We start from the raw sequence: 21732 nt of genomic DNA, 5'->3' as shown, positions 1-21732 counted from the left end.
CAGCCGCCTGCTACCGACGGGTCGGAGTGGCTCAGCCGCGCGCGCGCCCCAGGATCCAGTAGGCGCAGAAGTAGACGTCCGTCCTACCCAGCCCGCGCTCGCCGACCAGGTGCTTGCGCACGCCCGCGGCCAGCTGCTGCTCGCCGCACACCCAGCCATAGTCCACCGCCGGCAGGTCGGCCGCGCGGACGGCGACGAGCAGCGCCTCTCCGGGGGTCTGCACGCGGTCCACGAGGGTGAGGCTGCCGCGCTCCGGCTGCGGCAGCGCGGGCAGCGCGTCCGCGCGCGCGAGCTCGAGGAAGACGTGCAGCTCGCGATCGGTGCCACGGGCAGCCTCGATGATCCCGGCGATCGAGGGGTATGCCGTCTCGTCGCCCGCGACCACCTGCACCCTGGCGTCGGCCGGCTGGTGGTAGCAGGCGGTGCCCGTCTGGACGGCGACCGCGTCGCCGGGCGCGGCCGCGCGCACCCACGTGGCGCCGGGCCCCTCGTCGACCTCCCCCTCGGGGTGCAGGACGACCTCGACGTCGAGCTCGGCGGTCTGCGGCCTCCAGTCGCTCACGGTGTACCAGCGCACGTCCGGCCGGTCCTCCTCCGGCATCGTCGCGAGCACCGGCCGGGGGTGCGGGCCGGTGATCGAGGACAGGTCGGGCAGCGTGGTGCCGGGGCGCGGCATGACCAGGCCGACGTACTCGTCCGGGGCCTGCACCTCATACCCCCGCAGTCCCGGGACGTGCAGGGTGAGGCGCCGCAGCCACGGGGCGACGTCGGCGGCGCCGATGACGGTGCCGGGCACGCAACGGTGCTCGGTGCGCTCCAGCGGCATCGCCGTCGAGCGCGAGTAGGCGGCCCGGACCGCGACGGTGGCGGCCCGTGAGCTGAGCGCCCGGCTCGCGACGCGGGTGACGGTCCGGCGGGCCGCGGACAGGGTGGTCGGGGCGTTCATCGGTGGACCTCCAGCTCGGGGGCGAGGCGCGGCGAGGCCGCCGTGCCCAGGACGTGACCGACCGGACGGTGCCGGCCGAGGGGGATGACGGACAGGTCGCCGGTGGCCTCCTGCCACAGGACCCGGCAGGTGATGCCGAAGACGTCGCAGACGGTCTCGGCGGTGACGACCTCGCGCGGGGTGCCGCGTGCCACGACGCGGCCCTCCCGCATCGCCACCAGGTGGTCGGCGTAGCGGGCCGCCATCGCCAGGTCGTGCAGCACCATGACGACCGTGGTGCTCCGGTCGACGGACAGGTCGCGGACCAGGTCGAGGACCTCGACCTGGTGGGCGATGTCGAGGAAGCTGGTCGGCTCGTCGAGCAGCAGCAGATCGGTGCGCTGGGCGAGGACCATCGCGATCCACACCCGCTGGCGCTGGCCGCCGGACAGCTCCTCGACCTGGCGGGTGAGGAGGTGCCGGGTGCGGGTCTGCTCCAGGGCCTCGGCGACGACCTCGTCGTCCTCGCGGCTCCAGCGGCGCAGCAGCCCGTGGTGCGGGTGCCGCCCGCGCCCGACGAGCTCGCCGACGGTGATGCCCTCGGGCACGACCGGGTGCTGGGGCAGCAGGGCCATCGATCGCGCGACCTGCCGGGTCGGCATCCGGTGCACGTCCTGCCCGTCGAGCAGGACCCGTCCGTCCTTCGGCCGCAGCAGTCTGGAGACGCCGCGCAGCAGGGTGGACTTGCCGCACCCGTTGGGGCCGACGATCGCGGTCACCCGGCCCTCGGGGACGGTCAGGTCGAGCTCGGGCACGACGGTGCGCGCACCGTAGCCCAGCGTGAGCCGCTCGGCGGTGAGGGTGGTCATCAGGAGGCCCTTTCACGGGTGAGGAGCCAGAGCAGGAAGGGGGCGCCGATCAGCCCCGTCACCACGCCCACGGGGATGTTGGAGCCGGGGAGGGCGTTCGCGCCGACATGGTCGGCGGCCACCACCACGACCGCGCCGACGAGCGCGGCCGCGCCGATGGAGGCCCGGCCGCCCAGGCGGCGGGCGATGGGGCCGGAGAGGAAGGCGACGAAGGCGACAGGACCGCAGACCGCGGTCGTGGCGGCGACGAGCAGCACGACGAGCAGCAGTGCCCTGGCCCGGACCGGCTGCGGCGGGGCGCCGACCCCGGCGGCGAGGTCGTCGCCCAGCTCGACCAGGTGCAGCTCCCTCGCGGTGGCCAGCAGGAGCGGGAGGGTGAGAGCCACGACCACGGCGAGGACGCCGATCTGCCTCCAGGTGATGCCGTTGAGGCTGCCCGTCAGCCAGACCATCGCCTCGCGGGCGCGGTAGACGTCGGCGCGCAGCAGCACCCAGTGCACGACGGAGGTGAGCATCGCGGTGAGGGCGACGCCGACGAGGATCAGCTGGGTCGGCGCGGAGCCCGGACGGGAGCCGGACAGCGTGAGCAGGGCCACGGCGACGGCCCCCGCGCCGACCAAGGCGGCCACGACCACCAACCCCGGCGTGCCGATTATCCGGTGGGTCCCCGCTGCGCGCTCGACGGCGCTACAGTGGGCCGCGGTGCGCCGGGAAGTCTGGTCGGCAGGCAATGTCACCGAGCCCAGGGAGACGACGATGTCGAGCACCGAGCACCAGCCGCCGGACCCTCCGGCCCGCCCGACCACGCTGGGCCGCGGCAGCTACGCCGAGACGCTGCGCGTGGCGGACCTGCTGCGCAAGGAGACCATCGGCGGGATGCTCCTCGTCGCGGCCGCCGTCGTGGCGATCGTCTGGGCCAACTCCCCGTTCGCGGGCAGCTACGTCGCGCTGCGCGACCTCGAGGTCGGCTACGAGCCGTGGCACCTGAGGCTGAGCCTGGGCGCCTGGGCCTCCGACGGGCTGCTGGCCATCTTCTTCTTCATGGTGGGACTGGAGCTCAAGCGCGAGGTGATGATCGGCGACCTGCGCCGCTGGGACCGGGCGGTCGTGCCGGTCGCCGCGGCCGTCGGCGGGGTGGTCGTGCCGGCCCTCGTCTACGTCGCGGTCAACCAGGGCTCGCCGGACGCCCTGGTCGGGTGGGCGGTCCCGACGGCGACCGACATCGCCTTCGCGGTGGCGGTGCTGGCGATCATCGGCTCGCACCTGCCGCCCGCGCTGCGGATCTTCCTGCTCACGCTCGCCGTCGTCGACGACCTCATCGCCATCCTCATCATCGCCCTCGTCTACTCCTCGGGGATCGAGCCGCAGATGCTGCTGTGGGCGCTGCTGCCGCTGGCCGCCTACGCCCTGCTCGCTCGGCGGCGGCGGCTGATCTTCCGGTCCGGCCAGCTGCCGGCCTGGCTGCTGCTCCTGCCGGTCGGTGCCGTGTTCTGGGCGCTGGTGCACGCCTCCGGCATCCACGCCACCATCGCCGGCGTCGTGCTGGGCTTCGCCGTGCCGGCCCGGCTGCGCCCCGAGGCCGGCGAGCCGGACGGCCCGGACGACCACGGTCTGGCCGAGATCTTCGAGCACCGGCTGCGGCCGCTGTCCGCGGGCCTGGCGGTGCCGGTCTTCGCCTTCTTCTCCGCCGGCGTCACCGTCGGCGGCTGGGACGGTCTGACCACCGCGCTGGCCTCCACGGTCACGCTGGGCATCGTCGCGGGCCTGGTCGTCGGCAAGATCGTCGGCATCACCGGCACCACCTACCTCGTCACCCGGCTGACCCGCTCCGAGCTGGACCCCTCGCTTCGCTGGATCGACGTCGTCGGCGTCTCCGCGCTGGGCGGCATCGGCTTCACCGTCTCCCTGCTCGTCGCCGAGCTCAGCTTCGGTGCCGGCACCGAGCTGGGCGACCACGCCAAGGTCGGCATCTTCCTCGCCTCGCTGGTCGCGGCGCTCCTCGGGGCCGCCGTCCTCACCGCGCGCAACCGCCACTACGCCCAGCTCGCGGAGGCGGACAGCGTCGACCTGGACGCGGACGGCATACCGGACGCCTATCAGTAGCCTGGCCGGATGCACCACATCCTGGTCGTCGAGGACGAAGAGGGCATCGCCCGCGTCATCGACCGCGGCCTGCGGGGAGCGGGCTACCGCACGACGGTCGTCGGCGACGGCCTGGCCGCGCTCGAGGCGGTCGCCGAGGCCGACGTCGACCTCGTCGTGCTCGACGTGGGCCTGCCCCGGATGGACGGCCTCACCGTGCTGAGGATGCTGCGCACCATGGAGGACCCGGTGCCGGTCATCATGTGCACCGCCCGCGACTCCCTCGAGGACACCGTGACCGGGCTGGAGAGCGGCGCCGACGACTACCTGGCCAAGCCGTTCCGTGTCGAGGAGCTGCTCGCCAGGGTCCGCGCCCGCCTGCGCCGCCCCTCCGGAGGCGGCGGCACCGAAGCCCAGCAGGTCTCGGCCGGCGGGGTCACCCTCGACCTCGTCGCGCACACCGCCGTCGTCGAGGGTGAGCCGGTCGAGCTGTCCGCCCGGGAGTTCACCCTCGCCCGCGAGCTGATGGAGCACGCCGGGCAGGTGCTCAGCCGCCAGCAGCTGCTCGACCGGGTCTGGGGCTACGAGGTGACCGGCGCCTCCAACGTCGTCGACGTCTACGTCCGCTACCTGCGCACCAAGCTCGGCGTCGCGCGGATCACCACCGTCCGGGGGGTCGGCTACCGCTTCGAGGGCTGAGCCCCGTCCATGAGAGCACTCTCACCGTCGTGTCATCGACGGCTCATCCGGCGGTAGTTCACTCGTCACCAGGTCGCATCCCCGCGGCCGGAGACGAGGAGGCGGACCATGGCCCCGACCACGACACACGCGAGCGAACCCCTGCGCGTCGTGTTCTACTCCCACGACAGCCAGGGCCTGGGGCACTTCCGCCGCAACCGGGCCCTGGCGCACTCGCTGTCCCGCCGCCTGCCGGTGCTGCTCGGCCGGCCGGTCACCGGCCTGCTGATCAACGGTGTCGCCGGGACCAGCGCGTCCTCGGTGCCGGAGGGCTTCGACGTCGTGACGCTGCCGGCGGTCGGCAAGTCCGGCCGCAGCTACGGCCCCCGCAGCCTGAGCGTCGGCCTGGCGGCGGTCACCTCGCTGCGCGGCTCGATCGTGCACGCCACCCTCTCCTCCTTCGCCCCGGACCTCGTCGTCGTCGACCGGCACGCGCTGGGCGTCGGCGGCGAGCTGGCCCCGGCGCTGGCCGACCTGCGCGCCGACCGGCCCGGCGCCCGCGTCGTGCTCGGCCTGCGCGAGGTCCTCGACGCCCCGCAGACCGTCGCCGCGGAGTGGGACCGCACCCCGCCGGAGGTCGTCCGCGAGCTGTTCGACGAGATCTGGGTCTACGGCGACCCCCGCGTGCACGACCTGCGCCGCACCGGCGAGCTGCCCGCCGCGCTGCACGACCTGGTCCGCTACCAGGGCTATCTCGCCCACGGCCGCGCCGAGGACCCGCCCGGCGTCGACCCCGACCGCCCCTACCTGCTCACCACCGCCGGCGGCGGCTCCGACGGGACCGCGCTGTGCCTCGCCGCGGCCGCGGCGCCGCTCCCGACGGGTCACAGCCACCTCGTCGTCACCGGCCCTCAGATGAGCGACGCGGACCACCGCCGGGTCGAGCGCGCCGCCGGCCCCCGGACCCGGGTCGTCCGCTCCGTCCCCGACGCCGCCGGCCTCATCCGCCGTGCCGCCGCGACCGTCTCGATGGCCGGCTACAACACGGTGACCGAGAGCCTGGCCACCACGGTCCCCGCCCTGCTCGTCCCGCGCGAGTGGCCCCGCCGGGAGCAGCTCATCCGCTCCCACGGCCTGGCCGCCGCGGGCGCCACCGACCTGCTGCGCCAGGGCGACCTGTCGTCCCGGGCCCTCGGCGCGTGGTTCGCCGCCCGCGCCGGCGACCGGATCGACCGCCGCCACCTCGACCTCAACGGCCTGGCCGCCGTCGCCCGCGCGGCCGCCGACCTCACCGCACACCCGTCCGTCCCCCACCAGGAGCAGCACCATGCCGTCGCCGTCTGAGCCCGCGCGCACCGCCTACCTCGTCAAGGTCTACCCCCGCTTCTCGGAGACCTTCGTGGTGACCGAGATCCTCGCCCGCGAGGCGGCGGGGGAGGAGCTGGCGATCTACGCACTGCGCCCCACGAGCGACACCCGCTTCCACCCCCAGCTCGCGCAGGTCCAGGCGCCGGTGACGCACCTGCCCCGGCCGCACCGGCTGTCGGTGGAGTGGGACGTCTTCGCCCGCGCGCAGGAGCAGCTGCCCCGCTTCGGGGCCCGGCTCGGCGAGCTCATGCCGCTGCTCGTGCGGATGGACGCCTCCGACGTCGCCCAGGCCGTCGACGTGGCGACGCGGCTGCGGCGCGACGGCATCACCCATGTGCACGCGCACTTCGCCTCCCTCGCCGCCCGCACCGCGATGGTCGCCTCGGCGCTGACCGGCATCCCCTACACCGTCACCACGCACGCCAAGGACCTCTTCCACGAGGACGTCGACCTGGTCCTGCTGCGCGAGGTGCTCGCCCGCGCGCACAACGTCATCGCGATCAGCGACTTCAACCGGCGCTTCCTGATCGACCTCGAGCCCGCCCTGGCGGACACCGTCCGGCTGGTGCGCAACGGGCTGGACCTGCCGCGCTTCGCCTACCGCGACCCCGCGCCTGCGCGCACCCCGCTGCGGGTGCTCGCGGTCGGCCGCCTGGTCCAGAAGAAGGGCTTCGCCCACCTCCTGCGCTCCCTCGCGCTGCTCCGCTCCGAGGGTATGGGGTGCAGCCTCCGCCTCGTCGGCGACGGCGAGCTGGCCGCGCCGCTCGCCGCGCTCGTGGACGAGCTGGGCCTGGGCGGCAGCGTCGAGCTGCTCGGTGCCCGCAGCCAGGCCGAGCTGGTCGAGGAGCTGGACCGGGCCGACGTGCTCGCCGCACCCTGCGTGGTGGGCGCCGACGGCAACGCCGACGGTCTGCCCACCGTCATCCTCGAGGCGATGGCCAGCGGCCTGCCCGTGGTCGCCACCGACGTCACCGGCATCCCCGAGGCCGTCACGCCCGGCACCGGCATCCTGCTCTCCCACGAGGTCGAGGGCCTGGAGGAGCGGCTCGCCGGGGCGCTGCTCACGGTGGCCGACCCGACCTGGCCCCGCGTCGAGGTCGCGCGCGCCGCGCGCACCCTGGTCGAGCGCGAGTTCGACACGGTCCGGCAGAGCAGGATGCTCGCCGAGCTGGAGGGCGCGGCCCGCGGCGGCGTGCTCGCGGAGGTGGCCCGGTGAACCGCGTCGCCTACGTCTGCGCCGACCCCGGCATCCCGGTCTTCGGGACCAAGGGGGCCAGCGTCCACGTCCAGGAGCTGGTGCGTGCCTGGCACGCCCGCGGCGCCGAGGTCGAGGTCTTCGCGGTCCGGCGCGGCGAGGAGGTCCCCGCCGACCTGGCCGACCTGCCGGTGCACGTCGTGGAGGTGACCAACGGTTCGGGCCCCGCGGCCCGCGAGGTTGCCCAGCGCGAGGCCGCCGCCGAGCTGGCCCGGCTGGTGACCGCGTGGGGCCCGGACGTCGTGCACGAGCGCTACTCCCTCTTCTCCACCGTGCTGCCGCAGGTGCGCGCGGCGCACCCGGTCACCGCGGTGCTGGAGGTCAACGCCCCGCTCATCGACGAGCAGCGCGACCACCGCGTGCTCGTCGACGAGGCCGGCGCCGGGCAGGCGCTCGCCGCCCAGCTGGCCGCCGCCGACGTCGTCGCCTGCGTCTCCGAGCCGGTCGCGGACTGGGTGCGCGGCCGGCTCGACGCCGCCGAGGACCGTCGTGCAGGAATGCCGTGTCACGGTGGTTCGCCCGCCGACCACCGTGTCACGGCAGAAGTGCACGGTGGTGCGGAGCACGCAGCGCCCGCCGTCGTCGTCACCCCCAACGGCGTCAACACCGACCGGATCCGCCCGGTCAGCCCCGAGACCGGCACCCTCGGCGGCCCCGTCGTCGTCTTCGTCGGCACGCTCAAGCCCTGGCACGGCGTCGAGGACCTGGTCCGCGCCGCCGCCCTCGCCCAGGTGCCGTGGCGGCTGCGGCTCGTCGGCGACGGCCCGCAGCGGGCCGGCCTGGAGGAGCTGGCCGGCGATCTCGGCGTCGACCTGGAGCTGGTCGGCGCACTCGCGCCCGAGCAGGTCCCCGCCGCCCTCGAGGGCGCGCTCGTCGCGGTCGCGCCCTACCCGGACTTCGGCGACCACTACTTCAGCCCGCTCAAGGTCTACGAGTACGGCGCCGCCGCCCTGCCCGTCGTCGCCTCCCGCCTCGGGCAGATCCCCGAGGTCGTCCGCGACGGCGTCACCGGCCTGCTCGTCCCGCCCTCCGACCCGGCCGCGCTCGCCGCCGCCGTCGACCGGCTGGCCGCCGACCCGGCCACGGCGCGCACCATGGGCGCCGCCGCGCGCGCCCTGATGGAGCAGCACCACTCCTGGGGCCGCGTCCTGGAGGCCACCCTGGCCCCCGTGCCGGCACCCGTCGCCTAGCCCCACCCCATACCCCGAGAGGAACCCCGTGGCACCGTCCACCCGACTGCGCACCTCCGCCCTGCGGCGGACCCTGGCCCTGGTCGGCCCCCACCTGGCCGGGCAGCGGCTGCTGCTCATCGGCGGCGTCGGCCTGCTGCTGCTCGAGGTGGCCTTCCGCGTGCTCGAGCCGTGGCCCACCAAGCTCGTCGTCGACGCGGTCACCCGCAGCCTGGGCGCCGACCTTCCCGGTGCCGGCCCGACGGCCAGCGTGCAGCTGCTCGTCGCGCTCGCGCTGGCGACCATCTCGATCATCGGCATGCGGGCGGCGTGCAACTTCGGCGCGACCGTGCTCTTCGCGCTCGGTGGCTCACGGGTGGCCACGGTGCTGCGCGCGCGGGTGTTCGAGCACGTGCAGACGCTGTCGCGGGGCTACCACGGCAGCTCGCGCTCCGGCGACCTCGTCCAGCGCCTGGTGACCGACGTCGGCCGGCTGCAGGACGTGGCGATCACCGCCGGCATGCCGCTGCTCGCCAACGTCGTCACGCTCGTGGCGATGCTCGGGGTGCTCACCTGGATCGACCCGGTGATGGCGCTCGTCGCGCTGCTCGCGGTCCTGGTGTTCGCGACCTTCTCGCGCCGCTCGACCCCGGCGATCACCAGTGCCGCCCGCAGGACCCGGCGCAGCGAGGGCGACCTGGCCAGCATCGCCCAGGAGACCCTCGGCGGGATGACGCACGTGCAGGCCTACGGGATGGAGGCCGACCGGGCCCGCCACTTCGGCGGGTCCAACCAGAAGTCCCTCAAGGACGGGGTGAGGGCCAAGCGCCTCGCGGCCGGCCTGGAGCGGCGCACCGACGTGCTCGTCGGGATCTCCACCGCGGCCGTCCTCTTCCTCGGCGGCACCCGAGTGCTGCAGGGCGCGATGACGCCGGGGGACCTGGTCATCGTCCTGACCTACCTCAAGACCGCGATGAAGCCGCTGCGCGACCTGGCCAAGTACACCGGCCGCATCGCCCGCGCCACCGCCTCCGGCGAGCGCGTCGCCGACCTGCTCGACGTGCGGCCCGAGATCGTCTCCCCCCCGGAGCCGGTCGAGCCGTGGGCCGTGAGCGGCGAGCTGTCGCTGTCGGCCGTGGACCTGGCCTACGAGCCAGGCGTGCCGGTGCTGTCCGGGCTGGACCTGACCGTGCGCCCCGGCGAGCACCTGGCTGTCGTCGGTCCCTCCGGCTCCGGCAAGTCGACCGTCGCCGCGCTCGTGCTGCGCCTGCTCGACCCCGACGCCGGGTCGGTGCGTCTGGACGGCGTCGACCTGCGCGAGGTCGACCTCGCCTGGCTGCGCTCCCAGGTCGCGCTCGTCCAGCAGGAGGCCGTGCTCCTCAGCGGGACGGTCGAGGACAACATCCGCCAGGGCCGCCCCGACGCGACGGACCGCGAGGTGCAGGAGGCGGCGCGGCGCGCGCGGGTGAGGGAGTTCACGGACTACCTGCCCGACGGGCTCCAGACACCGGTGACCGAGCGCGGCAGCAACCTCTCCGGCGGCCAGCGGCAGCGGATCTCCCTGGCCCGGGCGTTCCTGCGAGACGCGCCGGTCCTCGTGCTCGACGAGCCGACGACCGGGCTGGACCCCGACAACGTCGTCCTCGTCACCGAAGCGATCGCCGACCTGGCCCGCAGCCGCACCTGCCTCGTCATCACCCACGACGCCGCCACCGCGCGGCGCGCCGAGCGGGTGGTCGTCGTCGAGGACGGCCGCGTGACCTGGGAGGGCGACCCGCTCGACGCGCCGCTGGAGCGGGTGCTCGACGAGTCGGGTGCGCCGGTCGCGGCGCCGGTCGCCGCGGGGAGCGCGTCATGAGCCTGGCCGACCCGGGACTGGCGCTGGTCCTCGACCCGGGACGGCTGGCCGAGCTCGTCGGCCGGGAGGTGCGGGCGACCTACGTGCGGCCCAAGCTCGGCGTCTCCACCACCGCCGCCCTCACGAACCCCGACGGCACGCCGTGGGGCTGGGTCCGCACCCTCACCGGCGGGGCGGCCGCCAAGGCGGGGAAGGCCCGGCGGTCCGCCGAGGAGGCCGGTCTGGGGCGGGTCGTCGGCGAGGCGGACCTGCCCGGCCGTGACACGCTCGTCCAGTGGGGGCCCGTCGTCAGCGACCCGCGCCTGGTGGGGATCGCCGCGGCCCTGGACCCCGCGCCGGGGGACGTGCTGCGGCACAACCCGCTGCGTCGCCTCGTCGTCCGCGACGGTGACCGGGTCGTGCGGGTCACCTCCGCCGCCCACCGCTCCCGGCTCGCGCACGTCACCGACGACCTGGCCGCCGCGGGCGTCCCGGTCCTGACGTGCACCGCCGCGCCCGACGGCCGTCCGGCCGGGCGCCGGGTGAGCTGGTGGCCGTGGGTCGAGGGGACGGACGCCGCCTCGCTGCCGGACGGCGCCGAGGACGTGCTGCACGAGGCGGGCCGGGGCCTCGGGCGGCTGCACTGCGTCGACCCCGCGCGCGTCCGCGGGCTGGTGGTACGCGGCTGGGCGGAGGCGCTGGCGGCCGCGCGCTCCTCGGTCGAGCTGCTCGAGGAGGTGGCCTCGGGCGCTGCAGGCGGGGCGCGCCGGGTGCTGGACCGGCTGCCCGCCGACGTCCCGGCAGATGGGCTCGTGGTCTGCCACGGCGACCTCTCCCCGGACCAGCTGCTCGTGAGCGCCGGCTCCGGCGAGGTCGTCCTGACCGACCTGGACCGGGCCGTCGCGGCTCCCGCGGTGCTCGACCACGCCTCCCTCGTCGCGGTCGACCTGCTCGACGGCCGAGCCACCCTCGGCCCCCTCGCCCAGGGGTATGCCGGGACGGCCGGCACCCGCCCCAGCGCCCCCGGGCCCTGGGTCGCCGCGGCCCTGCTGGGGCGGATCGCCGAGCCGTGGCGCCACCAGGTGCCCGGGTGGCCGGGGGAGACCGTGCGGCGGGCGCTGCTCGCCGCACGGGTGCTGCCGGTGGAGGACGTCTGGGCCTTGCGGGAGCCGCTGCTGGAGGTGGCCCGGTGAGTGCGCCCGGTGCGCCCCGGGCCGTCCCGGCCAGCGTCACCGACGGTGGCGACGTCGTGACCGTGGCCCGGGCCTGGCCGGGACGCGAGGACCTGGTCACCGTGGAGGGCCGCGACCAGCACGGCCGGCTGCGGGCCGGGGCGCTCGACGGGACCGGCGCCGTGAGGCTGCTCCCGTACGGGACCGACGGGAAGCTGCCCGCGCTCGAGCCTCTCGTGGCTGCCGAGGCCGGCGGCGAGGCCGCCGAGCTCGTCGTGCACCGCGCCGGGCGGCGGGCCGTGGTGCGGCACGCGGGCGGCTACACGAAGGTGGTGCGGCCCGGCCGCGCGGCCGTCCTGGCGGCAGCCTCGCGCACCGGCGGCCTGCTCGCCGCCGCGGCAGGCCTCGGCGCGCCGCAGGTGCTGCACGAGGACCGGAGCACCGTCACCTGCGACGTCCTCCCGGGCCGGCCCGTGCACGCGCTGTCCGAGGAGCCGAGCTGGGACGCCGTCTGGGGCGGGTGGGCCGCGGCCTGGAGCCGGCTCCAGGACCTGGGGGCGGGGGCCGCGGAGGGGCTGGCACCGCACACCGACGAGGACGAGGCAGAGGTGCTGCGCACCTGGGCGCGCCGGGCCGGGGACGCCGGCGTGCTCCCGGGCATCTGGCAGGAACGGGTCGAGGAGGTCGCGCGGCGCCTGGAGGGGCAGGGCACCCCGGTGCGGCTGGCACCGACCCACCGCGACCTGCACGACAAGCAGCTGCTCTGGGACGGCTCGACGCTCGGTGTCCTCGACCTCGACACCGCCTGCCTGGCCGCGCCCGAGGTCGACCCGGCCAACCTCGCCGTGCACGCCGACCTGCGCCGGGCGCAGGGGCTCTGGGCCGCCGGCGCCGCCGCGACCGTGGCCCGCACCGCGCGCGACGTCGCGCTCGCCGGCGGCGCTGCCCCCGAGCGGCTGGCTGCCGCCGAGCTGGCGACCGTGGTGCGGCTGGCCTGCGTCTACGCCTTCCGGCCGGCGTGGCGCGGCGTGGTGCTGGAGTGGGCCGAGGCGCGCTGGTCGCGACCCGCGGATGAGAAAACTCTCATCGTCGTCTCATGGCGCTCTCCTGCCGAGGGCCCATGCTGGTCGGCATGAAGCTCATCGCCTCCGTCGCAGCCCTGGTCCTGACCGGCCTGGTGGCGGGCTGGCTCTGGCTGGGCGCCACCGCCGACGCGCGCGGCGACACGGCCGGCGTGGCGATCACCGGCACCGTGGACCCGGCCCGGATGAGCGGCGCCGCGCTGGTCGTGGACGGCACCGCGGCCGAGGACGGTCTGGACGCCGGCGTCGTCTCCGTGCTGCGGGCCTCCGCCGGCGAGCTGGTCGACCGCGCCGAGAAGCAGGTGAAGGCCGACAGGAAGGCCAGGGCGGATGAGAAGGCCAGGGCGGATGAGAAGGCCAGGGCGGACAAGAAGGCCGTCGAGGTCCAGCCCGCCCCGGTCAACCCCGGCGGCTGGTGCGAGTGGGACGACGACGGCTGGGAGTGCGACGACTACGACGACTGGGACGACGACGGCGACGACGACTGACCGATGGTCAGCCGCACCGGCGACACGGCCGGTGCGGCATACCCTGGGCGGGTGACCGCCCAGCCCGCCCGCCGCACGCTCCTGGTCGAGACGGTCCTGGTCCTGGGCGTCTCGCTGGGCGCCTCGGCCGTCTGGTCGGTCCTCTCGCTGATCCGCAAGCTCACCTACGAGGCGCCGCTGGCCGCGCAGACGACCAGCATGAACACCAGCGTCACCCCCGACCGTCCCTGGCTGGACCTGGCCTACAAGCTGGCCGGGATCGTCATCGCGCTGGTCCCGGTGCTCCTCGCGCTGCACCTGCTGGCCCGCGACTCCCGCCACCCGGGGGGGCCGCGGCACGCGATGGGGTTCGACCTGCGCCGACCGGTGCGCGACCTGCTGCTCGGGCTCGGCCTGGCCGCGGTGATCGGCCTGCCGGGGCTGGGCCTCTACCTGCTCGCCCGTGAGCTCGGCCTCAACACCACCGTGGCGGCCGCCAACCTGGCCGACGTGTGGTGGGCGGTGCCGGTGCTGGTCCTCGCCGCCGCCCAGAACGCGGTGCTCGAGGAGGTGATCATGGTCGGCTACCTCTTCAGCCGCTGGGCCCAGGCCGGCTGGGGCACCTGGACCGTCGTCCTCACCTCGGCGCTGATCCGCGGCAGCTACCACCTCTACCAGGGCTTCGGCGGGTTCATCGGCAACGTGGCGATGGGGCTGCTGCTGGGCTGGGTCTACACGCGCACGCGGCGGGTGATGCCGCTGGTCGTCGCGCACACCACCCTCGACGTGGTCGCCTTCGTCGGGTATGCCGTGCTCGCCCCCCGCGTCGACTGGCTCTAGGGCGGCCGGATCTGGTCGACCGGCCCCGGACGGGCCGCCCCGTTAGGCTGGAGGCATGACCAACGTCGCAGTCGTGCACCACCCTGCCGAGTCCCGCTTCATCGCGATGAGCGGCGAGGACGAGGTCGGCCGCCTGGACTACACGCTCAACGGTGGCACCGTCGACCTGCACCACACCGAGGTCGACACCGCCATGCGCCACCAGGGGATCGCCGGCCGGCTCGCCGAGGAGGCGCTGCGCGAGATCCGCGCGCAGAAGCTCCACGTGCGTCCCAGCTGCCCCTTCGTGCGCGCCTACATCGACCGGAACGAGGAGCACCAGTCGCTGCTGGAGCCCTCGCTGGTCCCCGAGGACGAGGGCCCGTGACCGACCCGCAGCCGCAGCCCGTCCCGATCCGGGACGAGGCCATCCGCCTGGGCCAGCTGCTCAAGCTGGGCAACCTCGTCCAGGACGGGGCGATGGCGCGCATGGTGATCGAGAACGGCGAGGTCACCGTCGACGGCGAGACCGTCCTGCGCCGCGGCACCCAGATCCGGGCGGGACAGGTCGTCACCTACGACGGACAGGCGGTCACGCCCGTCGGCGGATGAAGACGTGGCACGATCGGAGGATGAGCACCACACCAGTCGTCCTCACGATCGCCGGCTCGGAGGCCACCGGAGGCGCCGGGGCGCAGGCCGACCTGCGCACCTTCCAGGCGCACGGGGTCTTCGGCTGCGTCGCGCTGACCTGCATCGTCTCCTTCGACCCCAAGGAGGACTGGAACCACCGGTTCTCCGCCGTCGGACCCAAGGTCATCGCCGACCAGCTCGAGGCCATCACCGCCGCCTACCCCCGCGACCAGCTCGACGTGGTCAAGATCGGGATGCTCGGCACCCCCGCCACCATCGAGACGGTGGCCGGCGCGCTGCGCGGGCGCGGGTTCGGCCACGTGGTCCTCGACCCGGTCCTCATCTGCAAGGGCCAGGAGCCCGGCGCCGCGCTCGACACCGACGAGGCCCTCAAGGCGCAGGTCCTGCCGCAGGCCACCTTCGTCACGCCCAACCACTTCGAGACGATGTCGCTGTCCGGGATCGACGAGATCGGCACGGTGCCCGAGCTGGTCGAGGCGGCCCGCCGGATCCACGAGCGCTCCGGCGCGGTGGTGCTGGCCAAGGGCGGGGTGCACCTGCCCGGGGAGGAGGCGGTGGACGTCTACGTCGACGACGAGCGGACCGAGATCCTCGCCGCGCCCAAGCTCGGCGACGGCGTCCAGGTCGCCGGCGCCGGCTGCACGCTGGCGGCGGCCGTCGCCGCCCGGCTGGCCCTCGGGGACCGCCCCTTCGACGCGGCGCGCGCGGCCAAGGAGTTCGTCACCCGCGGCATCGAGCAGCGCCTCGCCAGCGACGCCCCCTACGACGTGGTCCGCCAGGGCTCCTGAGCGTGTCCCTCTCCCCGCGCGGCTCGACCGCGGTCGTCACCGGCAATCCCGGCAAGGGCTGGGTGATCATGCTCGTCGGCGGGGTGCTGGCGTGGATCTCCGGGCAGTCCTGGAGCGTGGGCCGCGGGTTCGGGGAGCCCTTCCAGCTGGTCATGGCCTACGGCACCCTCGTCGCGATCGCCGTCCCCGCCACGCTCGTGGCCGGCAAGACCTCGATGCCCTGGTTGCTCGGGATCGCCGGCATGCTGGGCATGACCACGCCCTGGTTCTTCGACCTGGCCGTGGAGTTCGAGGGCCAGGGCATCTGGGCCGCCTCGCTGGTGATCCTGGTGACCAGCTGGGCGGTCAGCTACGCCGCCTGCTGGGTCACCCGCGCGCTGCTGCGGTGGGCCGACCGGCACGGCTCCTGACGGGTCAGCGGCTGCGCAGCCACTCCGCCGCGATCGCGACGAACCGGTCGTTGGCCTCGCTCTCCCCGACCGAGACGCGCACGCCGTCGCCGGCGAACGGGCGCACGGTCAGCGCCCGGGCCTGGCAGGCCTGCGCGAACGGCACCGCGTCCTCGCCGAGCGGCAGCCACAGGAAGTTGCCCTGCGCCTCCGGGACCGTCCAGCCCTGCTCGCGCAGCGCCGCGACCACCCGCTCGCGCTCGGCGACGATCTGCTCGACCCGCACCTCGAGCTCGTCGTAGGCGGCCAGGCTGGCCAGCGCCGCCTGCTGCGCCAGGTCGCTGACGCCGAAGGGGGTGGCCGCCTTGCGCAGGGCGGTGGCGACCTCCTCGTGCGCCACGGCATACCCGACCCGCAGCCCGGCGAGGCCGTAGGCCTTGGAGAAGGTGCGCAGCACCGCGACGTTGGGGTGGTCGCGGTAGATCGCCAGCGCGTCCGGCACGGTGTCCTCGGTGGTGAACTCCAGGTAGGCCTCGTCGACGACCACGAGCACGTCCCGGGGCACCTTGGCCAGGAACTCCCGCAGCTCGTCCTCGCGCACGGCCGGCCCCGTCGGGTTGTTCGGAGTGCACACCACGACCAGACGCGTGCGGTCGGTGATCGCGGCGGCCATCGCGTCGAGGTCGTGGCGGGCCTCGGCGTCCACCGGCACCTGCACCGACGTCGCGCCGGAGAGGGCGACCACGATCGGGTAGGCCTCGAACGACCGCCACGCGTAGACGACCTCGTCGCCCGGCTCGCAGGTGATGCTGAGCAGGTGCCCCAGCACCGCGACGCTGCCGGTGCCGGTGGCCAGGTGCGAGGCGGGCACGCCGAGACGCTCGGACAGCGCCGCGGTCAGCGCGGTGACGCCCATGTCAGGGTAGCGGTTGAGCGAGGAGGCCGCCCCCGCGACCGCCTCCAGCACCGAGGGCAGCGGCGGGTAGGGATTCTCGTTGGAGGAGATCTTGTAGGCCGTCACGCCCTCCACCGGCGTGGGTGGCCGGCCCGGCGTGTAGGCGGGGACCGTCGCGAGGACGGAGCGCAGTCGGACGGGGCTGGCGGACGGCTCGGTCATGTCCTCAGGGTAGTGAAGGCGCTCCCGTGCCACGATGGGCCCATGAAGATGATCCTGACCATCGTCGCCAACGCCGTGGCCATCTGGGTCGCGGCCTACCTTCTCGACGGGATCCAGATCGGGGGAGAGGGCAGCCGCTTCTTCCTCACGCTGCTGGGCGTCGCCGTGGTCTTCGGAGTGCTCAACGCGATCGTCAAGCCGATCCTCAAGCTGCTCTCGCTGCCGCTCATCGTGCTCAGCCTGGGCCTGTTCCTGTTCATCCTCAACGCCCTGATGCTCGCGCTCACCTCCTGGCTGGCCGGGGCGATCGGGCTGGACTTCCACGTCGACAGCTTCTTCTGGGACGCCGTGCTCGGCGCGATCATCATCTCGGCCGTCTCGCTGGTGGTCGACATGCTGCTCCCGGACGCCAGGGACTGACGTGAGCGTCACCGGCGGACCGGTCGCCCACGAGATCCCCGGCGCGGACGGGCCCCTGCCCGGCCTGCTGTGGCTGCCGGACCACTCCTCCTCGGAGGCTCCCGTGCCCGGTCTGGTGGTCTTCCAGGAGATCTTCGGGCTCAGCGACTACGTGCGGTCCCGGTGCAAGGACCTCGCGACCCTGGGGTATGCCGTGCTCGCCCCTCAGGTCTACGCCCGCCTCGACCCGCCGGTGGAGTCCCTCGAGGACGACGCCGACGACCTGCTCGGCACGGCGATGGGCCTGGTCGGGCAGCTCGACTGGGACCTCGCGGTGCGCGACGGGCTCGCCGCCCGGGACGCGCTCGCCGCGCTGCCCGAGGTGCTGGCGGACCAGGTCGGGCTCGTGGGCTTCTGCTTCGGCGGCGGACTGGCCTTCAACGTGGCCGCCGCGGCCGCCCGGGCGCAGGTGCCGCCGGCCGCGCTGGTGAGCTTCTACGGCTCGGCGCTGCCGAACCTGCTGGGCCTGGCGGAGGACGTGCGGTGCCCGAGCCTGCACGTCTTCGGCACGCAGGACACCTACCTGCCGATGGAGACGGTCGAGCAGATCCGCGAGGCGGTCACCGGGGGCGGGACCCGCGAGGAGGTGCGCTTCGAGCTGCACGAGGGCGCCGGCCACGCGTTCGACAACCCCAACCCGATGTTCCACCACGAGGCCGCGAGCCGGGCCGCCTGGGCGCAGACGCAGGACTTCCTCGCGGACGTCCTGCCGACCCGCCGAGGTTCGGGGGTAACCTGACGACGAACAGCTGTCCCGTCACGCTGCGGCGTCTGCCGTGAGATGAAGGAGCCTGCGTTGAGCGACGAGGAAGTCGCGCGGCCCGCCGCGCCAAACACCCTCGAGGGCACCCAGCCCGACGGCACCCCCGCGCGGGGTGCGCACGAGCCGCCGGAGAAGGACATCACCGACGGCGGCCCGGACATGGTCCAGTTCCTGGACGGCGAGGGACGCCGCGTGCCGGTGACGGAGGTGAGCAGCCCCTACGCCGCCTACCTCGACGACCTCGACGACGAGGCGCTGAAGGGGATGCTGCGCGACCTGATCCTGGTGCGCCGCTTCGACGCCGAGGGCTTCGCGCTGCAGCGCCAGGGCGAGCTGGGCCTGTGGCCGAGCCTGCTCGGGCAGGAGGCCGCCCAGGTCGGCGCCGGCCGGGCGATGCGCCCCCAGGACTACGCCTTCCCGGGCTACCGCGAGCACGGCGTGGCGTGGTGCAAGGGGGTGCCGCCGGAGAACCTGCTCGGCATGTTCCGCGGGGTCAACCACGGCGGGTGGGACTCCGGGGAGCACAACTTCCACCTCTACACGATCGTCATCGGCAACCAGATGCTGCACGGGGTCGGCTACGCGATGGGCGTGCAGTTCGACGGCGACTACGCCACCGGGGACCCCGAGCGGGACACCGCGGTGATGGCGTTCACCGGCGACGGCGGGACGGCCCAGGGCGACTACAACGAGGCGCTGGTCTTCGCCGCGGTCAAGAACGCCCCGGTCGTCTTCTTCGTGCAGAACAACCACTGGGCGATCTCCCAGCCCAACGACAAGCAGTTCACCGTGCCGCCCTACCGGCGTGCCGACGGTTTCGGCTTCCCCGGCGTGCGGGTGGACGGCAACGACGTCATCGCCTCCTACGCCGTCTCGCGCGCCGCGCTCGAGCGTGCCCGCTCCGGCGGGGGACCGACGCTGATCGAGGCCTTCACCTACCGGATGGGCGCGCACACCACCTCCGACGACCCGACGAAGTACCGCATCTCCGCCGAGGTCGACATCTGGAAGAAGAAGGACCCGATCGACCGGATGAGGAAGTACCTGCTGGCCGAGGGCATCGTCGACGACGACTGGCTGGCCGCGGTCGAGGAGGAGGCCGACGAGCTGGCCCGGCGGATCCGGCACGCCTGCCAGACGATGCCCGACCCGCCGCACGAGGAGATGTTCACCTACGTCTACGCCGAGCAGCACCGGCTGGTCGAGCGCGAGGCGGCGGAGTTCGCGGCCTACCAGGCCGGCTTCGAGGACGAAGGAGAGAGATGACCAGCACCACCACCCCCGGCGCGGCGCCCGCCCCGACGTCCACCGCGCAGCGGACCACGATCGCCAAGGCTCTCAACGCGGGCATGCGCGCCGCCATGGAGCGCGACCCCAAGGTCCTGCTCATGGGGGAGGACATCGGCAAGCTCGGCGGCGTCTTCCGGATCACCGAGGGACTGCAGAAGGACTTCGGCGAGGACCGGGTCATCGACCCGCCGCTGGCCGAGTCCGGCATCCTGGGCACCGCGGTCGGCCTGGCGCTGCGCGGCTACCGCCCGGTGGTGGAGATCCAGTTCGACGGCTTCGTCTACCCGGCGTTCGACCAGATCGTCAGCCAGGTCTCCAAGATGCACAACCGTTCGCTGGGCAAGCTGAAGGTGCCGATGGTCGTGCGCATCCCCTACGGCGGGGGCATCGGCGCGGTCGAGCACCACAGCGAGTCCAACGAGTCCTACTTCGCGCACACCGCCGGGCTGCGCGTGGTCTCGGTGTCGACCACCGACGACGCCTACTGGATGATGCAGCAGGCGATCGCCTCGGACGACCCGGTGATCTTCTACGAGCCCAAGCGCCGCTACCACGAGCGCGGCGTGCTCGACCTGGGCGGCGGCGTGCCGGACCTGGCCGACGCGCCGCACCGCCTCGACGAGGCCGTCGTGCGCACCGAGGGCAGCGACGTCACCGTGCTCACCTACGGCCCGATGGTCAAGGTGGCGCTCGCGGCGGCGCAGGCCGCAGAGCTGGAGGACGGCCCCTCGATCGAGGTCGTCGACCTGCGCTCGCTCTCGCCGATGGACACCGACACGATCGAGGCGTCCGTGATCAGGACCGGCCGGTGCATCACGCTGTCGGAGGCGCCGACCTTCACCAGCATCCACGCGGAGATGGCCGCCTGGGTCCAGGAGCACTGCTTCTACCACCTGGAGGCGCCGGTGCTGCGGGTCGGGGGCTACAACATCCCCTACCCGCCCAGCCGGCACGAGGAGGTCTTCCTGCCCGACCTCGACCGGGTGCTGCACGCCGTCGACACCGTCCTGAACTACTGACCCACCGACCCCGCGGCCCACGTCGCCGCCGCTGACCGTCGCCGCCGCCCGAAGGAGTCCTCCATGCCGCAGTTCAAGCTCCCCGACCCCGGTGAGGGCCTCGTCGAGGCCACCATCATCCAGTGGAAGGTCGCTGTCGGCGACACGGTCAAGATCAACGACATCGTCGTGGAGGTCGAGACCGCCAAGTCCCTCGTCGAGCTGCCGATCCCGTGGGCGGGCGAGGTGACGGCGATCCTGGCGCAGGAGGGCGACGAGGTCGAGGTCGGCACCCCGATCGTCGTCATCGACAACGGCGACGGTGCCGGTCGGGACGGTGCCGGTCGGGACGGTGCGGACTCCGGTGCCGACGTCGACGCCGCGGCCCCCACCGGGGCCGAGGCGCAGGCCGCCGGCGCCGACCTGGTCCCCGAGGCGCCGGCCAAGCCGGAGCGCGAGGCGGTGCTCGTCGGCTACGGCGCGATCGAGACCGCGACCTCCCGCCGCCGGCGGCGGGGGACCGAGGCCGCCGCGGAGGAGGCCGACCAGGTCGGTGCCCCGCGCCGCGCCAAGGCCGCGCCGCCCGTGCGCAAGTACGCCAGGGACAAGGGCGTCGACCTCACCGCGGTGACGCCGAGCCGCGAGGACGGCGTCGTCACGAGGTCCGACGTGGACGCCTTCCTGCAGAGCGGTGCGGCCGCCGCGCCGGCAGCACCGAGACAGCAGCCGACCGCGCAGCCGACGGACCGGCCGACCCCTGCCCCGGTGGCAGCGGCCCCGGCGACGGGTGCGACGGCATACCAGCGTCCTGTCCTGGACCGCTCGGGTCCCCGCGAGGAGCGGATCGACATCAAGGGCGTCACCAAGATGATGGCGCAGGCCATGGTCGCCTCGAAGTTCTCCGCGCCGCACGTGACGGAGTTCATCACCGTCGACGTGACCCGCACGATGGAGCTGGTCGAGCGGCTCAGGAAGGACCGCGACCTGCGCGAGCTGCGGATCAACCCGCTGCTGATCCTGGCCAGGGCGATGACCATCGCGGTGCGCCGCAACCCCGGCATCAACGCGGCGTGGGACGAGGAGGCGCAGCAGATCGTGCGGCGCAACTACGTCAACCTCGGGATCGCCGCGGCCACCCCGCGCGGGCTGATCGTGCCCAACATCAAGGACGCCGACCTGATGGACCTGCGCCAGCTGGCCGAGGCGATGGCGGACCTGGTGGCCACGGCCAAGTCCGGCCGGACCCAGCCCGCCGACCAGTCCGGCGGCACCATCACGATCACCAACGTGGGCGTCTTCGGGGTCGACACCGGCACCCCGATCATCAACCCCGGCGAGTCGGCGATCGTGGCCTTCGGCGCGGTGCGGCGGATGCCGTGGGTCGTGGGCGAGGGCGCCGAGGAGCGCATCGAGCCGCGCTGGGTGACGCAGCTGGCGGTGGCCTTCGACCACCGGCTCGTCGACGGCGAGCTCGGCTCGAGGTTCCTGGCCGACCTGGCCGCGCTGATGGAGGACCCGGCCAGGGCGCTCGTCTGGGCCTGACGCACGTCG

General features: G+C 74.3%; 23 protein-coding genes. 19 read left to right on the top strand and 4 right to left on the bottom strand.

Annotated elements, in window-relative coordinates:
* Positions 1–31: 31 nt before the first annotated feature.
* From DV701_RS09670 to DV701_RS09660, 3 genes are read right to left on the bottom strand one after another with little or no spacing between them, the layout of a single operon-like run.
* Positions 32–946 carry a siderophore-interacting protein gene (locus DV701_RS09670; RefSeq protein WP_114928116.1) on the bottom strand — a complete coding sequence of 305 codons (915 nt, stop codon included), beginning with the start codon at positions 944–946 and terminating at the stop codon, positions 32–34.
* Positions 943–1794 carry an ABC transporter ATP-binding protein gene (locus DV701_RS09665; RefSeq protein ID WP_114928115.1) on the bottom strand — a complete coding sequence of 284 codons (852 nt, stop codon included), beginning with the start codon at positions 1792–1794 and terminating at the stop codon, positions 943–945. The genes DV701_RS09670 and DV701_RS09665 overlap by 4 nt, the downstream gene beginning before the upstream one ends.
* On the bottom strand, positions 1794–2531 hold the full coding sequence (locus DV701_RS09660; protein WP_162802938.1) for an iron chelate uptake ABC transporter family permease subunit: 738 nt from the start codon (positions 2529–2531) through the stop codon (positions 1794–1796). The genes DV701_RS09665 and DV701_RS09660 overlap by 1 nt, the downstream gene beginning before the upstream one ends.
* 19 nt (positions 2532–2550) lie before the next feature.
* Between DV701_RS09660 and nhaA the strand changes: the two genes are divergently transcribed.
* The 14 genes from nhaA to DV701_RS09590 all read left to right on the top strand — a co-directional run bounded on the left by nhaA (position 2551) and on the right by DV701_RS09590 (position 15575).
* Positions 2551–3897: a Na+/H+ antiporter NhaA gene (nhaA, locus tag DV701_RS09655; RefSeq protein ID WP_114928113.1), complete on the top strand. Its 1347-nt coding sequence runs from the start codon at positions 2551–2553 to the stop codon at positions 3895–3897.
* Positions 3898–3906: 9 nt separating this feature from the next.
* On the top strand, positions 3907–4575 hold the full coding sequence (locus DV701_RS09650; protein ID WP_114928112.1) for a response regulator transcription factor: 669 nt from the start codon (positions 3907–3909) through the stop codon (positions 4573–4575).
* 108 nt (positions 4576–4683) lie between these two features.
* On the top strand, positions 4684–5898 hold the full coding sequence (locus DV701_RS09645) for a glycosyltransferase family protein (RefSeq protein WP_114928111.1): 1215 nt from the start codon (positions 4684–4686) through the stop codon (positions 5896–5898).
* On the top strand, positions 5882–7138 hold the full coding sequence (locus tag DV701_RS09640) for a glycosyltransferase (protein ID WP_114928110.1): 1257 nt from the start codon (positions 5882–5884) through the stop codon (positions 7136–7138). Before DV701_RS09645 ends, DV701_RS09640 begins: the two co-directional genes overlap by 17 nt.
* Positions 7135–8367, top strand: coding sequence for a glycosyltransferase family 4 protein (locus DV701_RS09635; protein WP_114928109.1), 1233 nt, complete (start codon positions 7135–7137; stop codon positions 8365–8367). Before DV701_RS09640 ends, DV701_RS09635 begins: the two co-directional genes overlap by 4 nt.
* 28 nt (positions 8368–8395) lie before the next feature.
* The gene (locus DV701_RS09630; protein WP_114928108.1) at positions 8396–10204 is read left to right on the top strand and encodes an ABC transporter ATP-binding protein; all 1809 of its coding nucleotides are present in this window, start codon (positions 8396–8398) and stop codon (positions 10202–10204) included.
* A complete protein-coding gene (locus tag DV701_RS09625; RefSeq protein WP_114928107.1) occupies positions 10201–11376 on the top strand; it encodes a phosphotransferase enzyme family protein in 1176 nt (391 codons plus the stop codon). The genes DV701_RS09630 and DV701_RS09625 overlap by 4 nt, the downstream gene beginning before the upstream one ends.
* Complete coding sequence (locus DV701_RS09620; RefSeq protein WP_114928106.1) at positions 11373–12491, top strand: hypothetical protein; 1119 nt, start codon at positions 11373–11375, stop codon at positions 12489–12491. The genes DV701_RS09625 and DV701_RS09620 overlap by 4 nt, the downstream gene beginning before the upstream one ends.
* Entirely contained in the window at positions 12488–12925 is a 438-nt protein-coding gene (locus DV701_RS09615; RefSeq protein ID WP_162802724.1) for a hypothetical protein, read from the top strand. Before DV701_RS09620 ends, DV701_RS09615 begins: the two co-directional genes overlap by 4 nt.
* A gap of 51 nt (positions 12926–12976) precedes the next feature.
* Positions 12977–13744: a CPBP family intramembrane glutamic endopeptidase gene (locus DV701_RS09610; RefSeq protein WP_228254966.1), complete on the top strand. Its 768-nt coding sequence runs from the start codon at positions 12977–12979 to the stop codon at positions 13742–13744.
* Between the two features lie 55 nt (positions 13745–13799).
* Positions 13800–14111: a GNAT family N-acetyltransferase gene (locus DV701_RS09605; protein ID WP_114928103.1), complete on the top strand. Its 312-nt coding sequence runs from the start codon at positions 13800–13802 to the stop codon at positions 14109–14111.
* Positions 14108–14335 (top strand): RNA-binding S4 domain-containing protein, encoded by a 228-nt coding sequence (locus DV701_RS09600; RefSeq protein ID WP_114928102.1) that lies wholly within the window; start codon positions 14108–14110, stop codon positions 14333–14335. The genes DV701_RS09605 and DV701_RS09600 overlap by 4 nt, the downstream gene beginning before the upstream one ends.
* 20 nt (positions 14336–14355) lie before the next feature.
* A complete protein-coding gene (locus DV701_RS09595) occupies positions 14356–15165 on the top strand; it encodes a bifunctional hydroxymethylpyrimidine kinase/phosphomethylpyrimidine kinase (protein WP_228254965.1) in 810 nt (269 codons plus the stop codon).
* Positions 15166–15167: 2 nt separating this feature from the next.
* On the top strand, positions 15168–15575 hold the full coding sequence (locus tag DV701_RS09590; RefSeq protein WP_114928100.1) for a hypothetical protein: 408 nt from the start codon (positions 15168–15170) through the stop codon (positions 15573–15575).
* A 4-nt stretch (positions 15576–15579) separates the two neighbouring features.
* On the opposite strand, the gene hisC is transcribed toward DV701_RS09590, so the two are convergent.
* Positions 15580–16671, bottom strand: a complete 1092-nt coding sequence (gene hisC / locus DV701_RS09585) for a histidinol-phosphate transaminase (RefSeq protein ID WP_114928099.1) — start codon at positions 16669–16671, stop codon at positions 15580–15582.
* A 42-nt stretch (positions 16672–16713) separates the two neighbouring features.
* Here hisC and DV701_RS09580 point away from each other — a divergent pair, with 42 nt between their 5' ends.
* The 5 genes from DV701_RS09580 to DV701_RS09560 all read left to right on the top strand — a co-directional run bounded on the left by DV701_RS09580 (position 16714) and on the right by DV701_RS09560 (position 21723).
* Positions 16714–17091: a phage holin family protein gene (locus DV701_RS09580; RefSeq protein ID WP_114928098.1), complete on the top strand. Its 378-nt coding sequence runs from the start codon at positions 16714–16716 to the stop codon at positions 17089–17091.
* A 1-nt stretch (position 17092) separates the two neighbouring features.
* Positions 17093–17869: a dienelactone hydrolase family protein gene (locus tag DV701_RS09575; RefSeq protein ID WP_228254964.1), complete on the top strand. Its 777-nt coding sequence runs from the start codon at positions 17093–17095 to the stop codon at positions 17867–17869.
* A gap of 57 nt (positions 17870–17926) precedes the next feature.
* Entirely contained in the window at positions 17927–19159 is a 1233-nt protein-coding gene (pdhA, locus tag DV701_RS09570) for a pyruvate dehydrogenase (acetyl-transferring) E1 component subunit alpha (RefSeq protein WP_407669309.1), read from the top strand.
* Positions 19156–20202: an alpha-ketoacid dehydrogenase subunit beta gene (locus tag DV701_RS09565; protein WP_114928096.1), complete on the top strand. Its 1047-nt coding sequence runs from the start codon at positions 19156–19158 to the stop codon at positions 20200–20202. Before pdhA ends, DV701_RS09565 begins: the two co-directional genes overlap by 4 nt.
* A gap of 63 nt (positions 20203–20265) precedes the next feature.
* A complete protein-coding gene (locus DV701_RS09560) occupies positions 20266–21723 on the top strand; it encodes a dihydrolipoamide acetyltransferase family protein (protein WP_114928095.1) in 1458 nt (485 codons plus the stop codon).
* Positions 21724–21732: the final 9 nt, after the last annotated feature.

The organism is Ornithinimicrobium avium, from assembly GCF_003351765.1.
Classification (GTDB): Bacteria; Actinomycetota; Actinomycetes; order Actinomycetales; family Dermatophilaceae; genus Ornithinicoccus; species Ornithinicoccus avius.
This window is presented reverse-complemented; position numbering and strand designations above follow the sequence as displayed.

Excerpts from the sequence above, each read along its gene's own strand:
- DV701_RS09670 (WP_114928116.1), bottom strand. The coding sequence starts at position 946 with ATGAACGCCCCGACCACCCTGTCCGCGGCCCGCCGGACCGTCACCCGC.
- DV701_RS09665 (WP_114928115.1), bottom strand. The coding sequence starts at position 1,794 with ATGACCACCCTCACCGCCGAGCGGCTCACGCTGGGCTACGGTGCGCGC.
- nhaA (WP_114928113.1), top strand. The coding sequence starts at position 2,551 with ATGTCGAGCACCGAGCACCAGCCGCCGGACCCTCCGGCCCGCCCGACC.
- DV701_RS09650 (WP_114928112.1), top strand. The coding sequence starts at position 3,907 with ATGCACCACATCCTGGTCGTCGAGGACGAAGAGGGCATCGCCCGCGTC.
- DV701_RS09645 (WP_114928111.1), top strand. The coding sequence starts at position 4,684 with ATGGCCCCGACCACGACACACGCGAGCGAACCCCTGCGCGTCGTGTTC.
- DV701_RS09640 (WP_114928110.1), top strand. The coding sequence starts at position 5,882 with ATGCCGTCGCCGTCTGAGCCCGCGCGCACCGCCTACCTCGTCAAGGTC.
- DV701_RS09625 (WP_114928107.1), top strand. The coding sequence starts at position 10,201 with ATGAGCCTGGCCGACCCGGGACTGGCGCTGGTCCTCGACCCGGGACGG.
- DV701_RS09615 (WP_162802724.1), top strand. The coding sequence starts at position 12,488 with ATGAAGCTCATCGCCTCCGTCGCAGCCCTGGTCCTGACCGGCCTGGTG.
- DV701_RS09605 (WP_114928103.1), top strand. The coding sequence starts at position 13,800 with ATGACCAACGTCGCAGTCGTGCACCACCCTGCCGAGTCCCGCTTCATC.
- DV701_RS09595 (WP_228254965.1), top strand. The coding sequence starts at position 14,356 with ATGAGCACCACACCAGTCGTCCTCACGATCGCCGGCTCGGAGGCCACC.
- hisC (WP_114928099.1), bottom strand. The coding sequence starts at position 16,671 with ATGACCGAGCCGTCCGCCAGCCCCGTCCGACTGCGCTCCGTCCTCGCG.
- DV701_RS09580 (WP_114928098.1), top strand. The coding sequence starts at position 16,714 with ATGAAGATGATCCTGACCATCGTCGCCAACGCCGTGGCCATCTGGGTC.
- DV701_RS09565 (WP_114928096.1), top strand. The coding sequence starts at position 19,156 with ATGACCAGCACCACCACCCCCGGCGCGGCGCCCGCCCCGACGTCCACC.
- DV701_RS09560 (WP_114928095.1), top strand. The coding sequence starts at position 20,266 with ATGCCGCAGTTCAAGCTCCCCGACCCCGGTGAGGGCCTCGTCGAGGCC.